The sequence below is a fragment of the Nocardia sp. N2S4-5 genome, assembly GCF_044628355.1.
Taxonomy (GTDB): Bacteria; Actinomycetota; Actinomycetes; order Mycobacteriales; family Mycobacteriaceae; genus Nocardia; species Nocardia wallacei_B.
The window spans coordinates 134,853-150,514 of record NZ_JBIUPM010000001.1 but is presented as its reverse complement, the minus strand read 5'-3'; the positions used below and the strand labels follow the sequence as shown (position 1 = coordinate 150,514).

Sequence of the window (15,662 nt, the reverse complement as noted above, 5' to 3'; positions counted from 1 at the left end):
TTGGCGGCCGTCAGACGAAATCGGAGCCGCCGTCGACATTGATGTTCGCGCCCGTCATGTAGGAATTGCGGCGGGAGGCGAGGAAGGCGACGACCGGGCCGATCTCCTCCGGGCGGCCCGCGCGCGGCAGTTGCGCCGGGTGCCCGTAGTGCCCGGCGATCGCCGCCACCAACTCGTACGGGTCGTCGCTCGCGACGCCGACCGAACGCGCCCACGCGACCAGCGACGGTGTCACGAAGGTACCCGGCGAGACCACATTGACGAGGATCTCCTCCTCGGCCAGCAGCAGCGACAGGTTCTTCGACGCGCTCGTCACCATGGCCTTCGCGGCGGTGTAGGCGACCAGCGGAACGCTCTGACGCTGCGTCGAATGCGCGGAGAAGTTGACGATCCTGGCCCATTCGGCCGTGCGGAGCAGCGGCAGGGCCGCGCGCACGCAGCGCACCATGGACAGCACCCCGTCGTCGACCGCCTCGCGCCACTGGTCGTCGCGCAGAATGTCGAAGCGCCCCTGCACATTCGGGCCCACCGTATTCACCAGCACATTGAGTTCGCCGCCCCAGCGCTCCCCCAGTTCGGCGAATACGGCATCGACCTGATCGACGTCCCGCACGTCCGCGCGCAGCCCCGCGGCGTCCGGGCTGCCGTGCCGGGACAGCTCCGCCACCGCGCGATCCAGGTCCGCGCGCGACCGGCCGACCACGGCCACCCGGGCCCCTTCCTCCGCCAGGCAGCGAGCGGTGGCCAGGCCCATCCCCCGGCTCCCGCCGACCACCACCGCGGCCGCCCCCGTCAACCCCAAATCCATCGCGCCACCGCCTCCCGATGTTCTACAGAGATCATTACTGTATCAGTTCCAGTATCTACCGTCGGAGTAGTGCGGCGACGCGCCGATAGAATGCCTCGCGGTATGATTTACGGTTATAGGTACTATCGAGGTTGCTGCCGATTTCCGCACCGGGAAGCGGTTGCGCTCGAATGAACTTCACGGAGGTGGTCGCACACATGGCGAAGCGGGCAGCCGCGGAGAAACGACCGCGGCGCGAACGCGGTTCTCTCAACCCGGAGGACATCCTCGACGGCGCGTTCGAACTGGCCGAGCAGGTGTCGCTGGACAACCTGAGCATGCCCATGCTGGGCAAGCATCTCGATGTCGGCGTCACGAGCATCTACTGGTACTTCCGCAAGAAGGACGACCTGCTCAACGCGATGACCGATCGTGCGCTGCACCAGTACGCCACCTTCGTCACGCCGTTCGTCGAGGCCGCCGACTGGCAGGAGTCGCTGCGCACACACGCCCGCACGATGCGGGAGACGTTCCTGGGCAACCCGATCCTCTGCGACCTGATCCTGATTCGCTCGGCACTGAGCCCGGAAGCCGCACAACTGGGCGCCCGGATGACCGAGCAGGTGATCGCCAGCCTGGTCGAGGCCGGCCTGTCGCTGGAGGAGGCCGTCGACACGTATTCGGCGGTCGAGTTGCACGTGCACGGAACGGTTGTGCTGCAACGCCTCTACGACAAGAACAACGAGTCGGAAGCCGGCGCGAGCGCCTACTACGAGCACCTCACCATCTCGGCCGACACGACACCGCTACTGGCCGAGGCGCAGTCGAAGGGCCTGCGCAGCGGCGCGCCGGACGACCACAATTTCGAGTACGGGCTCGATTGCATTCTCGAACGCGCACACCGTTTGATCGAATCCGGGCCGGGCACGAAGGCGAAGGCCTCCGCCAGGAAGACCCCGGCGAAGGCGGCCGCGAAGAAGACGGCCGCGAAGAAGGCACCGGCGGCGTCCTCGCGGCGTCCCGCCAAGGCCGCCGCATCGAAATAGTCGTCACTCCGTGCGGCGCCGGCCGTACCGCGTGCCCGCCAACGCGCTCGGCGGCGCGGCGACCGCAGTGACCACACCCGTGCAGAGCACGGTGTCGTCGAGCATCAGCCGCGCCGTGGAGTCGATTCCGCGATCGCCGACCGAACGCTGTATGTCGAATCGCAATTCGGTGAGCAGCGGCGTCGGCCGGCGATAGGTCACCGTCAGCGACCGGGTCTTGCCCGCCAGGCCCGCCGCGCAGTTCTGCTGCTGCGTGACGCAATCGAAGAACACCCCCAGAAAGCCGCCGTGCACCAGCCCGGGCGGTCCTTCGTACGGCAGGGGGAAAGTCACACGGCCACTTGCCGTCTCGGCATCCACGCGATCGAATCGGTACTCCGGGAAGCACGGATTGAACGATCCGATGTGGTAGGCGTGATCCAGATAGATCCGCTGAGTCTCGGCGGCCGCCGCGCCGACCCGGGGCGAATCGTCCGCCGGCGCCGCGGCCGCCAGTGCGGCCTCCCACTCGGGCAGCCGCGCGAGCAGGTCGTCCACCGCCGCGTGCGGCCGTTCCAACGACAGCAGTAGCCCCGTGAGCCGCCGGATGGCCGCCGCCGCTGCCACGGTCTGGGCGAGCGGCTGCGCGCCGAATCCGGATCCCCCCTCCGGACCCGGCCGGCTGGACTGCCCGTTCTGCGGCATGCGTCCTCTTTCTTCGACGTCCCATGCTTGCTACATTGTGCAATGCACAACGGTATCACATACGGTATGTAAAACAGTATGCTTGTTGGATGCGGAGTGGGACAGTGAGCGAGCCAGCGAATACCGGATCCGACGCCGAGGGTTCGGTGACGATCGACCGTGACGGCGCGGTCCTGCACCTCGTCATCGATCGCACCCGGCAGCGGAATTCGCTGACCCGGCCGATGGTCGAGACCCTCGTGCACACACTGACGGAGGCAGCGGCCGACGACTCGTTGCGCGCGATCCATCTTCGCGGCGCCGGCGCCGACTTCTGTTCGGGCGTGGACTGGGTGACCGGGAACGCCGCGGACGGGCCGCGACCGCGCACCGGCGACCTGGTCCGGCGCATCCCCCACGCGGCGCACCGCGCGATCGAACTCCTGCACACCATTCACCTCCCCGTGGTCTGCAGCGTGCGCGGGTGGGCGACCGGCATGGGCTGCAACCTCGCACTCGCCGCGGACTTCACCGTGGCCGCCGACGACGCGGTGTTCTGGGAACCGTTCCTGACCCGTGGTTTCAGCCCCGACTCGGGCTCGACCTGGCTGCTGCCGCGCCTGATCGGCCTCGCCCGCGCGAGGCGCATGCTGCTGCTCGGCGACAAGGTGAGCGCCGCCGAGGCCGCCGGGTGGGGGTTGATCGACCGTTGCGTACCGGCGGGCGATCTCGAGACCGCCGCCGGCGAGTTGCTGGCGCGCCTGGCCGCGGGCCCCACCGTCGCGATCGGCCTGGCCAAGCAGGCGCTCGCCTACGGTCAGCACGCCACCCTCACCCAGTCGCTGAACCATGAGCTTTTCGACCTCGAATTATCGTGCAGAACAAGCGATTTCAAGGAGGGTCTGGCCGCGTTCCGGCAACGGCGCGCACCGGAGTTCCAGGGCCGATAACCGACGAGGGAGCACCATGTCGCCCGCCACCGCATTCGACACCATCCGGCTCGATATCGACTCGAACGACCGCGTCGCCACCATCACCTTGAACCGGCCCGAACGTCTCAACGCCTTCGACCGCACCATGTGCCAGGAGATGACCCGGGCCTGGCGCCTGATCCGAGCGGACGACTCGGTCAACGCGGTAGTGCTGCGAGCCGCCGGGACCAGGGCATTCAGCGCCGGGCTGGATATCAAGAAGCCCTACGGCCAGCCGTCGAGCGTGTGGCATCACGAGGATCCCGGCGAAGCGCTCAGCCCGAAATGGCAGAAGATGTGGAAGCCGGTGATCTGCGCGGTGCAGGGAATGTGCACCGCGGGCGGCTTCTACTTCGTCAACGAGGCCGATGTGGTGATCTGCTCGACGAACGCGACATTCTTCGACTCGCACGTCTCGGCCGGTCTGGTGTCGGCACTGGAGCCGATCGGGCTGCGGCGGCGCATCGGTCTGGGCGAAACACTGCGAATCGCGTTGATGGGCAACGACGAACGCGTCTGCGCGGAGACCGCGCTACGCATCGGACTGGTCTCCGAGGTGCTCTCCCCCGACCGGCTGTGGCCCCGCGCCCACGAGATCGCGGCCACCATCGCCGCCAAGCCCGCGGCCGCCACGCAGGGCACCGTGAAGGCGATCTGGGAGTCGCTGGACAAGCCCTACCGCGCCGCTCTCGACCAGGGGCTCATCTACACACGGCTCGGAAATCCCTTGGGCACGGCCGAATTGGCGGACCGATCCGACAACGGCGACCGGCCCGGACCGAGGATTCGCTGATGACCGACCACGACACCACGGAGGCGATCGCATCCATCGAGTCCTCGACCCTCGCGGCGGTGCTGCGGGAACGCACGTGGGCACGGCCGACCCATCCGCTGGTCGTCTGCGGTGTGGATCGGCTGAGTTATGGTGAGGCACAGACCCTTTCGTCCCGGATGGCGCGCGGGCTGGCCGCGCTGGGCGCGGGCAAGGGAACCCATGTCGGGCTGCTGCAGCCCACCGGAACGGCGTTCGCCGTCGCGGCACTCGCCGTCGCGCGGATCGGCGCCGTCGTCGTCCCCCTCCCCACCTTCGCCACGCCGCGCGAACTCCGAGAGATGTTGGTGCACAGTGATGTTCGCATTCTGCTTACCACCACGCACGACTACGTCCAGCGACTGACCGAGGTCCTCGACGGCGCCGAACTCGACTCGATGGATCGGTTGTTCTGTGCGGCGGTCCCGCAGTTGCGGCATGTCGCGATCAGTGACGGCCCCGCGACCGTGCTGTGTATGCGCGGCGGCACCGACATTCGGCGGCTCGCCCACACGGTCGACGAGGCACTGATCGAAGCGATGGAACACGATGTCGACGGCTCCGATCCGCTGGCCGTCGTGTACACCCCGGGTGCCACGAGCGCGCCGAAGGGCGTGGTGCACACCCACGCCGCGCTGCTCGGTCATCAGCGCGACCTCAACGAGATCCGCGGTCTCACCGAGCACCACGTCCTGTTCTGCGACTCGCCGTTCTTCTCGATCTGCGGATTCGCATCAGGTCTACTCGCCACCATCGTCGCCGGGTCGACGCTGCTGTGCTCGGACGCCACCGATCCCGCCGTGCCGATCAATATGCCGGAATCCGATAAGTGGACCTTGCGCTCGATGCGGCACGGCCTGCTGGAGCTGGCCGAGACCGGCGGCATCGCCCTGATCAGCGAGGACGAATCCGGTCAGCGCCGCCGGAGATCGTGCGGCAAGCCCGCCCCCGGCTTCGAGACCAGGATCGTCGACCCGGCCACCGGTGTGCCCGTCGGCGCCGGGGACATCGGCGAACTCTGTTTTCGCGGACCGTATCTCATGCAGGGGTACCACAAGCGCGGCCGCGAGGAGTGCTTCGACCCGGACGGCTGGTTCCGCGTCGGCGATATGGCGCGCATCGACAGCGACGGATTCGTGCACCTCATCGGCCGCCGCGACGCGACCAACGGGACCAGCGCCGAGGCGCCTGGGATGACCGGCGAGAAGGCCACCGCGCTGACGATCGACCACCTGGTGCGGGACCGTGCGGCCGACGCGGCCGACACCCCCGTGGTGATCGATCCGCGGCACCGGCTCGGTTACGGCGAACTCGCGGTGGCGACCGAGGAATCGGCCGCCGCGTTGATCGACGCCGGAGTCGGCAAGGGCACCCGGGTGGCCCTGCTCATGCCCAACGGCACCGAGTGGGTGCGAATCGCGCTGGCGATCGGCCGAATCGGGGCCGTTCTCGTGCCGCTCAGCACGCTGTTGCGGCCGCCCGAGCTCCGTACCCAACTGCGCGTCGCCGCCGTGGAGTTCCTGATCACCGTCGAGGAGTTCCGGGGGCGGCGCTATCTCGACGATCTCGGTCCGACCGCCGGGCGCGACCCGCTGTGGGATCCGCGGCTCCCCGCGCTCCGGCACGTCCGAACCGCCGAGCAGATCGCCTCCGCCGGTGCGAGCCCGCGGGCCGCGGCGATCGTCGCGGCCCTGTCCGACACGGTCACCGCCGCGGATCCGCTCGTCATCATGTTCACCTCCGGCAGCCGCGGACTTCCCAAGGCCGTCGTGCATTCGCACGGCAGCGCGTGCGGCGCCGTCAATTCGGGGTTGGCGAGCCGGTGTATCGGCGTCGGCACCCGCCTCTACCTGCCCATGCCGTTCTTCTGGGTCGGCGGCTTCGGCGGCGGCGTCCTCTCGGCCCTGCTGGCGGGGGCCACCCTGGTCACCGAGTCGATCCCGCGCCCGGAGACGACGCTGGAGCTGTTGCGACGCGAGGGTGTCACGCTGTTCCGGGGCTGGCCAGATCAAGCGGAAAGCCTTGCCCGCCAAGCCGAAACGCTCGGTACCGCGGTGCCGACGCTGCGGCCTGGGAGCTTGGAGGCGCTGCTGCCGGCCCATCTGCGCGCCCGGCCCGGGGCCCGCGCCAATCTGTTCGGGATGACGGAATCGTTCGGCCCCTACTGCGGGTATCCCGCCGATACGGATATGCCGCGTTCGGCCTGGGGCAGTTGCGGGCGGCCGTTTCCGGGAATGGAGGTCCGCGTTACCGATCCGGAGAACGGACGTCCGGTACGCTCCGGCATCGTGGGAGTCATCCAGATCCGGGGCCCGCATATCCTGCGGGGGATGTGCCGGCGCAGCCGGGAGGACGTCTACACCGCGGACGGCTACTACGAGACCGGCGACCTCGGGTGTCTGGACGACGACGGATTCCTGTTCTACCACGGCAGGTCCGACGACATGTTCAAGGTCAGCGGCGCCACCGTCTACCCCAGCGAGGTGGAGGCCGCCCTGCGGGGTCTCGACGGCGTCACCCAGGCCTTCGTCACCAATGTTCCGGGGCCACAAGGTGATCGGGTCGCCGCGGCGGTGGTGTGCGACACCGCCGACACCTCTCCCGACCGGCTCCGCGCCGCTGCCCGGGCGGTGCTCAGCTCCTTCAAGGTGCCCACGGTGTGGTTGCTGCTCGATTCCGATGCCGATATCCCGCGCGGGGCGACCGGCAAGGTCGATATCGCCGGTTTGCGCGAGCTGTTGTCGGCGCGATGACGCCGCCGTAGTCGAAAGGATCGTGGTGTGACCACTGCCCCCTCGCCCACACAGCCCCTGGCCGGTGTGCGCATCGTGGAGATATCCAGTTTCGTCGCCGCGCCGCTGGCCGGGATGACGCTGGCGCAGCTGGGCGCGGATGTCGTTCGCGTCGATCCGATCGGCGGAGCGGCCGACTGTCACCGGTGGCCGCTCACCGACGCGGGCGAAAGCATCTACTGGGCCGGTCTGAACAAGGGAAAGCGTTCTGTCACAGCAGATCTGCGCTCACCGGACGGGCGGCAGCTCGTCGCCCGCCTGATCACAGAAAGCGGACCCGCCGGAGGCATTCTGCTCACCAACACGGCCGGACGGGAGGAGCTCGACTGGGATGCGCTGACCGCCCGGCGGCCCGACCTCATCCGGTTGGAAATACTGGGCCGCGCCGACGGCACGGCGGCCGTCGACTACACCGTCAACGCGGCCACCGGGTTCCCGCTCGTCACCGGGCCCGCCGACCACGACGGTCCGGTCAACCACGTGCTTCCGGCGTGGGATCTGCTCTGCGGTATCTATGCGGCACTGGCGATCACCGCGGCCGTGCGGCACCGGGACGCGACCGGGGAGGGCAGCCGGATCGCCCTGCCGCTGGACGATGTCGCGCTGGCCACGGCGGGCAACCTCGGCTTCCTCGCCGAGGCCGCGCTGACCGGACGTGAGCGCCCGCGCCTCGGCAACGCTATCTACGGTCAATACGGGCAGCACTTCACCAGCGCCGACAACGTGTCGTTCATGGTGGTCGCACTGACCCCCAGGCACTTTCGCGATCTCACCGAACTCACCGGCACCGCGGCGCCGGTCGCCGCGCTGGCGACGGCGCTGGGGGTGGACTTCACCGACGAAGGCACCCGCTACCGCTATCGCGACGTGCTGACCGGCCTGTTCGCACCCTGGTTCCAGGACCGCACCGGCACGGAGGTCGCCACCGCCCTCGCCGGTACCTCGGTGCTGTGGGAGCGCTACCGTAGCTTCGCCGATCTCGTCACCGAGCCGCGCGTGACCGAGAATCCGCTGTTCACCCCGCTGCGCCAGCCCGGGATCGGCGACTACCTCGCGCCCGGTGCGCCCATGTCGGTGAACGGTGTCCATGTCCCGGCCCGGCCCGCGCCACGGCTCGGCGAACACACAGAATCGGTACTGCGAGAATGACTTCGGCTGTCCGCTGGACAATTCGACAGGGCCGCGCGGCAGCAGTCCGGAAGGTGAAGTGGTTGTAGGGCGTGTGCGTGGGTCAGGGGATCAATACGGTCTTGCCGGAAAGCTGCCCGGCGAAGGCCCGGTCGTGGACGGCGGCCAGATCGGTCAACGAACAGCGTTCGGCCACATCGACTGTCAGGTCCCCAGCGTCGACCCGGCTGACCAGCTCGGCGAGCTGTGCGGCATCGCGGCGGACGAGGACCTGCCGCACTCGCACTCCGCGCCCGGCATGGTCCGGGCCGGGAGTGGCGGTGCTGACGAAGATTCCACCGTCGGCGACCAGTTCCGCCAGTTGTGCGGTGTCCTCGGGACTGTTGCGTACGAGTTGCAACACGACGTCGAAGCGCTGTCCGTCGGTCGCGTGCGGGACAGGCGTGGTGGTGTAGTCGACGATCCGTTCCGCGCCATAGGAACGAATGCGCTCGCGACTGCGCGGGCTCGAGGTGGCGGTCACGACGGCACCGGCCCGCACGGCGAGCTGGACGGCGTATCCGCCCACCCCGCCACCCGCACCGTTGATCAGGATATGTTGCCCCGCTTGCAGTTCGGCGTACTCGAACAGCGCTTGCCAGGCCGTCGACCCGACGAGAGGCAGTGCCGAGGCGTCGGCCGCCGGGACAGTGCGCGGAGCGGCCGCCAGTGCTTCGGCGGGCGCGGCGACGTACTCCGCGGCCGCGCCGGGTACATCGGGCGGAAGCAATGCGATTACGGCGTCGCCGACGTTCCAGCCCCGCACACCCGCGCCGACCTCGATGACCACGCCCGCTACGTCGCAGTTCGGAATGTGCGGGAACGCGACCGGGATCATCTCCCGCAGAATGCCCGCGCGGATCGCGACGTCCAGCATGTTGAACGAGGTGCCGGACACCTTCAGCACGACCTGGCCCGGACCCGCGACCGGCCGCCGCACCTGTTCGCAGACCAGGACTTCACTGCCACCGTAGGAGTGGTATCGCACTGCCTTCATCTCTTCTCTCCCTCTCTCAAAGGTTGCGCCCATCAAGAAAGTAAGGTGACCTGATCATAATTGTCAAGCAGCCTGATAAGCTGACCTGACGAAAGTGAGGTGGGAGTGGACCAGGCAGAACCTCGGCAGTGGGAACGACCGCTGCCCGCGCTACTGGATCAGGTGAAGGCCCTGACGTTGACCGAGCTGCATCGCAGGCTGGCCGAGGAAGGCTTTCCCGGCATACAGCCACGCCACGGCGTCGTCTTCCGGTTCATCGACGACACCGGAGCCCGACTGACCGACCTGGCCGACCGATCGGGCATCACCAAACAATCCGTCGGAGAAGCCGTCGCCGAACTCGAGCAGCTCGGCTTCGTCGAACGCGCGGCCGACGCCATCGATCGGCGCGTCAAGATCATTCGCCTCACCCCGCAGGGCCGCAAAGCCCAGGCGGCCGCCGCCCGAATTCTCGCCGACATCGACACCCGGCGCGCGCGAGTCGTCGGATCCCACAACCTCGCCGCACTCCGCCGGACCTTGGAACGAATCATCACGGCAGAACACGCGTGACCTCGACTACGGTGTCGGCGCGCTGAACTCCCGCAGGCAGGCGAGGAAGAGTTCGTCCATGCGAGGGCTCAGTTCGGCCAGCGTCCCGGCGCCTGCGTAGGCGCCGGGTCCGAAGACGCGATCGAGGGATTCGGTGTCGGTGCCGAGCGACAGACATAGGCAGCCGATGCCCTCGCCACGGAGTTCCTCGAGTGCCTTGCGGGTGTCAGCTTCGGCGTAATGGCCTGCGTAGCCGTCCTCGTAGGGCAATCCGTCGGATAATAAGAGCAGCAATCGATTTCGTGTTCCCGCTCGAGTTTCGAGAATTCGGCCCGCGCCGCGAATCCCGGCGCCGAGGCGGGTGTAGCCGGTGGGTTGGAGCTGGTTGATTCGTGCTCGTTCCACGGCGCCGAAGCGCTGTCCGAATGTCTTGATCGACGGGAGATGGACCGCGCGGCGGCCGTGTGACCGGAAGCCGTATACGGCGACGCGGTCGCCGAGTTCTTCGAGGGTGGCGGCCAGCGTGGCGGCCGCGCGGCGCTGATGGTCGTGCACGGTGAGGCCGTCGGTATCGGTCTCGGTGGCGGATCCCGAGGCATCGAGCAGGATGAGAACACCGAGATCGCGTGCCAGCCTGCGATGTTCGCGGTAGACGTGTTCGGGTGGCGAGTAGCCCGAGCGCAGGTCGACGAACAGGTCGACGAGCGCCTCGAGGTCGAGTTCGTCGCCGTCGGGACGGCCGCGAAGGGTCTCGAGGCCCAGACCGACCCGGGCCAGGCGCCGGCGCAGCACGTCGTCGGGCGCGACCGCGGCGGCGGCGATGTCGACCTCGTCCGTCAAGGGGAAGTCGATCACTCGGCACCATTCGGGCCGGTATCTCTGTTGGTGGACATCCCATTCCGGGTAGAGGGCGCCACCCGAGGTGAGAATGGCGTCCGGCTTGCCGTCATCATCGAACCGAATGCGCGTGGACAGCGGCCGCGCGTGTATTCCGGCCGTAGCCGTTCGGCGCACAGCACGGATTTTCATATCGGCGGCTGGTCCGTCTCCACCCTGGCCGGCGGCACCGAATCCATTGCGGAAGAGATCCAGCAGTGTGCGTGAACTGAGAAACGGATTCCCGAAGAACTTCCCGGCATTGCTTCCGCCGGACTGATCATCGGCCTCCGGAATGTCGAGCGGAACAAGACTCGAGTGCGGCGCATTCTCCGTGGTCCGTGTATCCGCAGCGGCGAGCAGGCGGGCGGGTTCGATGACACCGAACCATGGCGGTGGATCCGCGACCGGTCCACGCCGTCGCGCCACCGCCAGTGAGTGCTCGGCGGTCGTGGTGCTGGCTTCCCCCTCGACGGGCAGATCGGCGGCAGCACGGAGAGGGGCCGCGAGTGCGGTGAGAACCCGGCGGCCTTCGACTGCGAGATAGCGGCGTGCCAGGGAAGGACGCCGTCGCAGCGCCTTCACCAGAGGCGGATCCAGGCTTCCCGCACCGAGCAGCGCGGCCTGCACCAGCAGCTCGCGCCGCTGCTCGGCCGCGGGCCGCCCGGCCGTGACGAAAATGGTCCGGCCGGTGGTGTGCGGGGCCGTCCCGGCCGGTGCGTACGCGACCTCGACCGAACGCCCGGCGACGTGAGCGGCAAGCAACCGGAACCGGCCCAGCCCTGTCGCGTCGGCGGAGATCATGCTCAGGGCAGCACGGCGTCGGCGAGTTCGCCGAGCGCGCGGACCACCTCATGATCGTCGGACAGCACTTGCACGACGGCCGACCGCACGGCCGCGCGCAGGCTCAATCCTTCCGCTACCAGGCTGCCCGCGAGGATCAGCATCCGGGTGGACGCCACCTCGCGCAGCGGCGATCCGTCCAGATCGCGAATCGTGTTGCCCAACACCACAAGTGCGTGTGCGGTGCCGCTGTCGATCCCGGCTTCGTGCGCGACCACCTCGGTCTCGATTTCCGCGGGCGGAAAACCGAGTTCGATGGCGATGAACCGCTGGCGCGTCGACTCCTTGAGATTCTTCAACACGCTCTGATAGCCGGGATTGTAGGAGATCACCAGCTGAAAACCCGGCGCCGCCGGCACCGTCGTCCCCAGTCGATCGATCGGCAGCGCACGACGGTGATCGGCCAGCGGATGAATGACCACGGTGGTGTCCTGGCGCGCCTCCACCACCTCGTCCAGATAGAAGATGGCGCCCTCGCGCACGGCCCGCGTCAAAGGCCCGTCCACCCAAGCCGTTTCGCCGCCCCGCAGCAGGAAACGGCCTACCAGATCCGCGGAGGTCAGGTCCTCGTGCCCGGCCACCGTAATCAGCCGCCGATCGTTCTCGGCGGCCATAGCCTCCACGAACCGGGTCTTTCCGCACCCGGTGGGACCCTTCAGCAACAACGGCAGACCGCGGCCGGCCGCCGCCCGGAAGATCTCGACCTCGTCGCCGACCGGCCGGTAGAACGGTGTCTCCCGGAAGCTTTGCGGCGCGGCGCTGTTCGTCAGAGTCATCGGTCTCCCGTTCGATCAATCATGGCGGCCGCAGCGGTCGGATTCCTGGTCGATGTGGGCGGGTCGGCCGCCGGGCTGCCCGATCTGCCACGTGTCGGCGGTCCCGGGCGTGAAAGGACCTGGGGCGCCCTGGGATTCGTAGTATCCGCGCGGATCCCACGTCTTCGCGGTCGGGTACGGCCACGGGCAAGCGATCGTGGACGCCGCGCCGGTCGCGCGCACCGCCCAGAACGACGTGCTGAAGCCGAACATCGCGACACTGAGCGCAACCGCCATCACCAAAAACGTTGCGAGCCTGGGATGGCGGGCGTGGAAGCCGAACCGCCGGGCGATCTTCTCCGCCTGTGTTCGCCCCGTATCGTCGCGATAGAGCAGCACTGACGCCGGGATCATCACGATTGTGATCAGCACACTCGCCATCAACATCGGGAACTGACTGTTCTTGCCCGCATCGATCGTGCCGAAGTCGATGATATGCGAGTAGGTCAGAAACTGGGTGCGGACCAGGAAGATCTCCTGGGCGGCGTCCCAGAGGAGACCGACGACGAAAGTCAGCACCGCCAGGCAGATCAACGGGCGCCGCCACACGAGCGCGTCCGGCTCGCGGCGGCGTTGCACGGCTCGCAGGATCGGCATCGCCACAAAGTACGGAAGCAGGATGTAGGGCGCGTAGACGAACGACGTCAGCGGCTCGATGATCGGCGATATGTTCAGCCACGGCCACTCTCGGGGAAAGTGCCACAGTCGCGGGTTGTAGACGAGGCCGATCGCCCAATTGTTGTACGGGTCGAGCCAGAACAGCGTGCTGGACGCGATGACCATCAATATCACCGGATGCCCCGGATAGCGCCGCCAGCCCCAGACCGAGGCGATGACGGTCGCGATGAATAGGGCGATCGCCGCGACCTGCCCGACGGTGATCCAGTCGATCCCGGAAAGCAGCGGTTCGACGGGCAATGGCGTATTCGCTCCGTCGGGATTGCGGTTGTCCGGTGCCGCCGGCCCGTGCTTTTCGGAGGTCACGAGGATGGCCCCGGCCGCGACAACCGCGACAACCCAGCAGGTGAGGGCCCGCCATGACGGTGTGGATGTTGATTCGGACGACTTCATGGCACTCCGTGCGGATCCCCCGCGACCTCAGGGCGCAGGAGGCGACTCTCGCCTCGAAGTAGAGCGTAACCCATATAGTTCAGAAAATGAATATTTGGGAAGATGGAGTAGAGTCTGACTCCGTGACCGACACCATTGGCGCTGCTGAGGACAGCGATATCGTCGATTTCCTCGGTGCCGTGACCGACGTGCGGCGGATGATCGCGAACCTGACGCTGCCGGTCGCGCGGCGACGCGGAATCTCCGAACGCGCCTTGGGCATCGTCTTTCTCGTCCACGCCGGTCTCGACCGCCCGGGACTGCTGGTCGATTTCCTCAGCGTGCTGCCGAGCACGATCACATCGGACATCGAGAAGCTCGTCGCGGCGGGCCTGCTGCGGCGGACGTTGTCGCCCACCGACCGCCGGGTCACGAGGCTCGAAGTGACCCGGAAAGGCGTTGCGATGCAAGAGGAATCGCTACGTCGGCTGCACGAGTTCTTCCGCGCCAAGGCCGCCGGGGTGTCGCTCGACGAACTTCATGCCTGTATCGCCACACTGCGCAAGCTCAGCGGCGAACCGCAACCGTCCGTTCCTAATCCGCTGCGTGCGGGCGAGGCGACCGACCGCAGTCGATGATCAGCTCGGCGGCCCGCTCGCCGATCATCATCGCCGCGGCATTCGTGTTACCGCCGACGATATTCGGCATGATCGACGCGTCGGCCACGCGAAGTCCCGCGATGCCGTGCACCCGCAGTCGGGGATCGACCACCGCACGCTCGTCGGTGCCCATCCGGCAGGTTCCGACCGGGTGGTACACACCCGACGCATTGCGCCGCACGAACTCCGCCAAGTCCACACCGGTTGCCCCTGCTCCCGGGAGCACCTCGCGCCCCACCTCCGAGGCGACCGCGCCATGCCCGATAGTCTCGCGCACCAGCTCCACCCCGGCGACCAGGGTCGCCGAATCCTGCGGTTCGGCAAGGTAATTCGGGTCGATGAGAGGGGCGGCGAACGGATCGGTCGACGCCAGCCGCACCGTCCCCCGGCTCTGCGGGTAGAGCATCGTAGGGAGCAGGGTCAGCGACGGCGACGGGTCGGCGGCCAGATGCAGTCCCGGCTCGTCCTGGTTTTCCGGATAGCTCATGGGCAGGATGAACATCTGCAGGTCGGGCACGTCCGTCCGAGTCCGGACTCCGCTGTGCACGAAGCCGACGGCCTCGAACAGCGTGTTCGACAGATATGTCGATCGCGGGCGCACGCATTCCCGTGCCATCGCCCCGGCAAAGCTCAACGGGGATGCGCGCCGACCGCTGGGCGCGAGATAGGACATCGGGACGAACAGATGATCGTGCAGGTTGTCGCCCACCGGAAGGTCGGCGATGACATCGATCCCGTGCTCACGCAGATGCGCGGCATGGCCGATGCCGGACAGCATCAGCAGACGCGGCGTGCCCAGCGATCCGGCACAGACTATGACCTCACGGCCGGCCCGCGCGGGCTCGATCCGACGATTCCCGCCCGCTACCAACTCGACTCCGACCGCGCGGCCGTTCTCCACGACGACCCGGGTCGCTGTCACACCGGTCACTATCCGGAGAGTGGGCGGGGCATCCCACAGATACCCGCGATCGGTGCCCACCCGCCGGCCCGCACCGATGCTCTGCTGTAGTGCGGCGACGCCTGCCTGCTGTGCCCCGTTGTAGTCGTCGTTCGGCCCGATGCCGGTCGTCGCCGACAACGCGGCCATGAAGCTTTCGGTGACCGGAGCCAGACCCGTGGACCGTCCGACCGCGATCGGACCGGTGCCGCCGCGAAGCTCGCTCGGCCCGTCCTCGAAACTCTCCAGCCGCCGAAAAGGCGGCAGCACATCGGAGAATCCCCAGCCCGCGGCGCCGTCGGCCGCCCAGTCGTCGTAGTTGCGGCGGTTCCCACGCACGAACGCCATGCCGTTGATGACGCTGCCGCCGCCGAGCGCCCGGCCATGGGACTGGGGAAGTCTGCGATTGTTCATGTGCCGCTGCGCAACCGAGTAGGCGGGCCAGGTGACGCGACGTTGCAGCGACGTCATCGCGTGGATGGCCCCGCACATGCCGGGGACCGTGACGAGCGGTCCGCGAAGCTGCCGCCCCGACTCGATCAGCGTCACCGTCGCGCCGGTGTCGGCCAGGCGTCGCGCGACGACCGCGCCCGCGCTGCCCGATCCCACCACGACATAGTCGGCCGATCCCGGGCCGCCGGAAGCCTTGGTTGTCCGTACCCACTTCATCCAGACCTCCGCTGTCCCAACCGATCAGCCCGGAATAGTTCAGAA

General features: G+C 68.1%; 14 protein-coding genes and 1 pseudogene. 8 read left to right on the top strand and 7 right to left on the bottom strand.

Going from position 1 to position 15,662, the window contains the following annotated elements; translation table 11 throughout:
- Positions 1-10 precede the first annotated feature (10 nt).
- Entirely contained in the window at positions 11-808 is a 798-nt protein-coding gene (locus tag ACFMRZ_RS00640) for an SDR family NAD(P)-dependent oxidoreductase (RefSeq protein WP_400177432.1), read from the bottom strand.
- A 197-nt stretch (positions 809-1,005) separates the two neighbouring features.
- Between ACFMRZ_RS00640 and ACFMRZ_RS00635 the strand changes: the two genes are divergently transcribed.
- On the top strand, positions 1,006-1,833 hold the full coding sequence (locus ACFMRZ_RS00635; protein WP_400177431.1) for a TetR/AcrR family transcriptional regulator: 828 nt from the start codon (positions 1,006-1,008) through the stop codon (positions 1,831-1,833).
- Positions 1,834-1,836: 3 nt separating this feature from the next.
- On the opposite strand, the gene ACFMRZ_RS00630 is transcribed toward ACFMRZ_RS00635, so the two are convergent.
- Positions 1,837-2,517: a hypothetical protein gene (locus tag ACFMRZ_RS00630; RefSeq protein ID WP_400177430.1), complete on the bottom strand. Its 681-nt coding sequence runs from the start codon at positions 2,515-2,517 to the stop codon at positions 1,837-1,839.
- A gap of 89 nt (positions 2,518-2,606) precedes the next feature.
- Here ACFMRZ_RS00630 and ACFMRZ_RS00625 point away from each other — a divergent pair, with 89 nt between their 5' ends.
- The 5 genes and pseudogenes from ACFMRZ_RS00625 (at position 2,607) to ACFMRZ_RS00605 (ending at position 8,219) form a co-directional block, all read left to right on the top strand.
- Positions 2,607-3,446 (top strand): enoyl-CoA hydratase/isomerase family protein, encoded by an 840-nt coding sequence (locus ACFMRZ_RS00625; protein WP_400177429.1) that lies wholly within the window; start codon positions 2,607-2,609, stop codon positions 3,444-3,446.
- Positions 3,447-3,462: 16 nt separating this feature from the next.
- Positions 3,463-4,260: an enoyl-CoA hydratase/isomerase family protein gene (locus ACFMRZ_RS00620; RefSeq protein WP_400177428.1), complete on the top strand. Its 798-nt coding sequence runs from the start codon at positions 3,463-3,465 to the stop codon at positions 4,258-4,260.
- Positions 4,260-5,321, top strand: a pseudogene (locus tag ACFMRZ_RS00615) (AMP-binding protein); the annotation flags it as partial. The gene ACFMRZ_RS00620 and the pseudogene ACFMRZ_RS00615, both read left to right, overlap by 1 nt.
- 150 nt (positions 5,322-5,471) lie before the next feature.
- Positions 5,472-7,031, top strand: a complete 1,560-nt coding sequence (locus ACFMRZ_RS00610; RefSeq protein ID WP_400182740.1) for a class I adenylate-forming enzyme family protein — start codon at positions 5,472-5,474, stop codon at positions 7,029-7,031.
- A 27-nt stretch (positions 7,032-7,058) separates the two neighbouring features.
- The gene (locus ACFMRZ_RS00605; protein WP_400177427.1) at positions 7,059-8,219 is read left to right on the top strand and encodes a CoA transferase; all 1,161 of its coding nucleotides are present in this window, start codon (positions 7,059-7,061) and stop codon (positions 8,217-8,219) included.
- Between the two features lie 82 nt (positions 8,220-8,301).
- Here the strand turns inward: ACFMRZ_RS00605 and ACFMRZ_RS00600 are convergent, their stop codons facing one another.
- Positions 8,302-9,234, bottom strand: coding sequence for an NADP-dependent oxidoreductase (locus ACFMRZ_RS00600; protein WP_400177426.1), 933 nt, complete (start codon positions 9,232-9,234; stop codon positions 8,302-8,304).
- A gap of 105 nt (positions 9,235-9,339) precedes the next feature.
- Here ACFMRZ_RS00600 and ACFMRZ_RS00595 point away from each other — a divergent pair, with 105 nt between their 5' ends.
- Positions 9,340-9,786, top strand: coding sequence for a MarR family winged helix-turn-helix transcriptional regulator (locus ACFMRZ_RS00595; protein ID WP_400177425.1), 447 nt, complete (start codon positions 9,340-9,342; stop codon positions 9,784-9,786).
- A gap of 6 nt (positions 9,787-9,792) precedes the next feature.
- Here the strand turns inward: ACFMRZ_RS00595 and ACFMRZ_RS00590 are convergent, their stop codons facing one another.
- Genes ACFMRZ_RS00590 through ACFMRZ_RS00580 form a run of 3 tightly spaced genes read right to left on the bottom strand, consistent with a single transcriptional unit; the run spans position 9,793 to position 13,370 of the window.
- On the bottom strand, positions 9,793-11,445 hold the full coding sequence (locus tag ACFMRZ_RS00590) for a nitric oxide reductase activation protein NorD (RefSeq protein WP_400177424.1): 1,653 nt from the start codon (positions 11,443-11,445) through the stop codon (positions 9,793-9,795).
- 2 nt (positions 11,446-11,447) lie between these two features.
- The gene (locus tag ACFMRZ_RS00585; protein WP_400177423.1) at positions 11,448-12,260 is read right to left on the bottom strand and encodes a CbbQ/NirQ/NorQ/GpvN family protein; all 813 of its coding nucleotides are present in this window, start codon (positions 12,258-12,260) and stop codon (positions 11,448-11,450) included.
- Positions 12,261-12,275: 15 nt separating this feature from the next.
- Entirely contained in the window at positions 12,276-13,370 is a 1,095-nt protein-coding gene (locus ACFMRZ_RS00580) for a spirocyclase AveC family protein (RefSeq protein WP_400177422.1), read from the bottom strand.
- A gap of 122 nt (positions 13,371-13,492) precedes the next feature.
- On the opposite strand from ACFMRZ_RS00580, the gene ACFMRZ_RS00575 reads away from it, so the two are divergent.
- On the top strand, positions 13,493-13,987 hold the full coding sequence (locus ACFMRZ_RS00575) for a MarR family winged helix-turn-helix transcriptional regulator (RefSeq protein WP_400177421.1): 495 nt from the start codon (positions 13,493-13,495) through the stop codon (positions 13,985-13,987).
- Here ACFMRZ_RS00575 and ACFMRZ_RS00570 read toward each other — a convergent pair.
- Positions 13,944-15,617, bottom strand: a complete 1,674-nt coding sequence (locus tag ACFMRZ_RS00570) for a GMC family oxidoreductase (RefSeq protein ID WP_400177420.1) — start codon at positions 15,615-15,617, stop codon at positions 13,944-13,946. The genes ACFMRZ_RS00575 and ACFMRZ_RS00570 overlap by 44 nt on opposite strands.
- Positions 15,618-15,662: the final 45 nt, after the last annotated feature.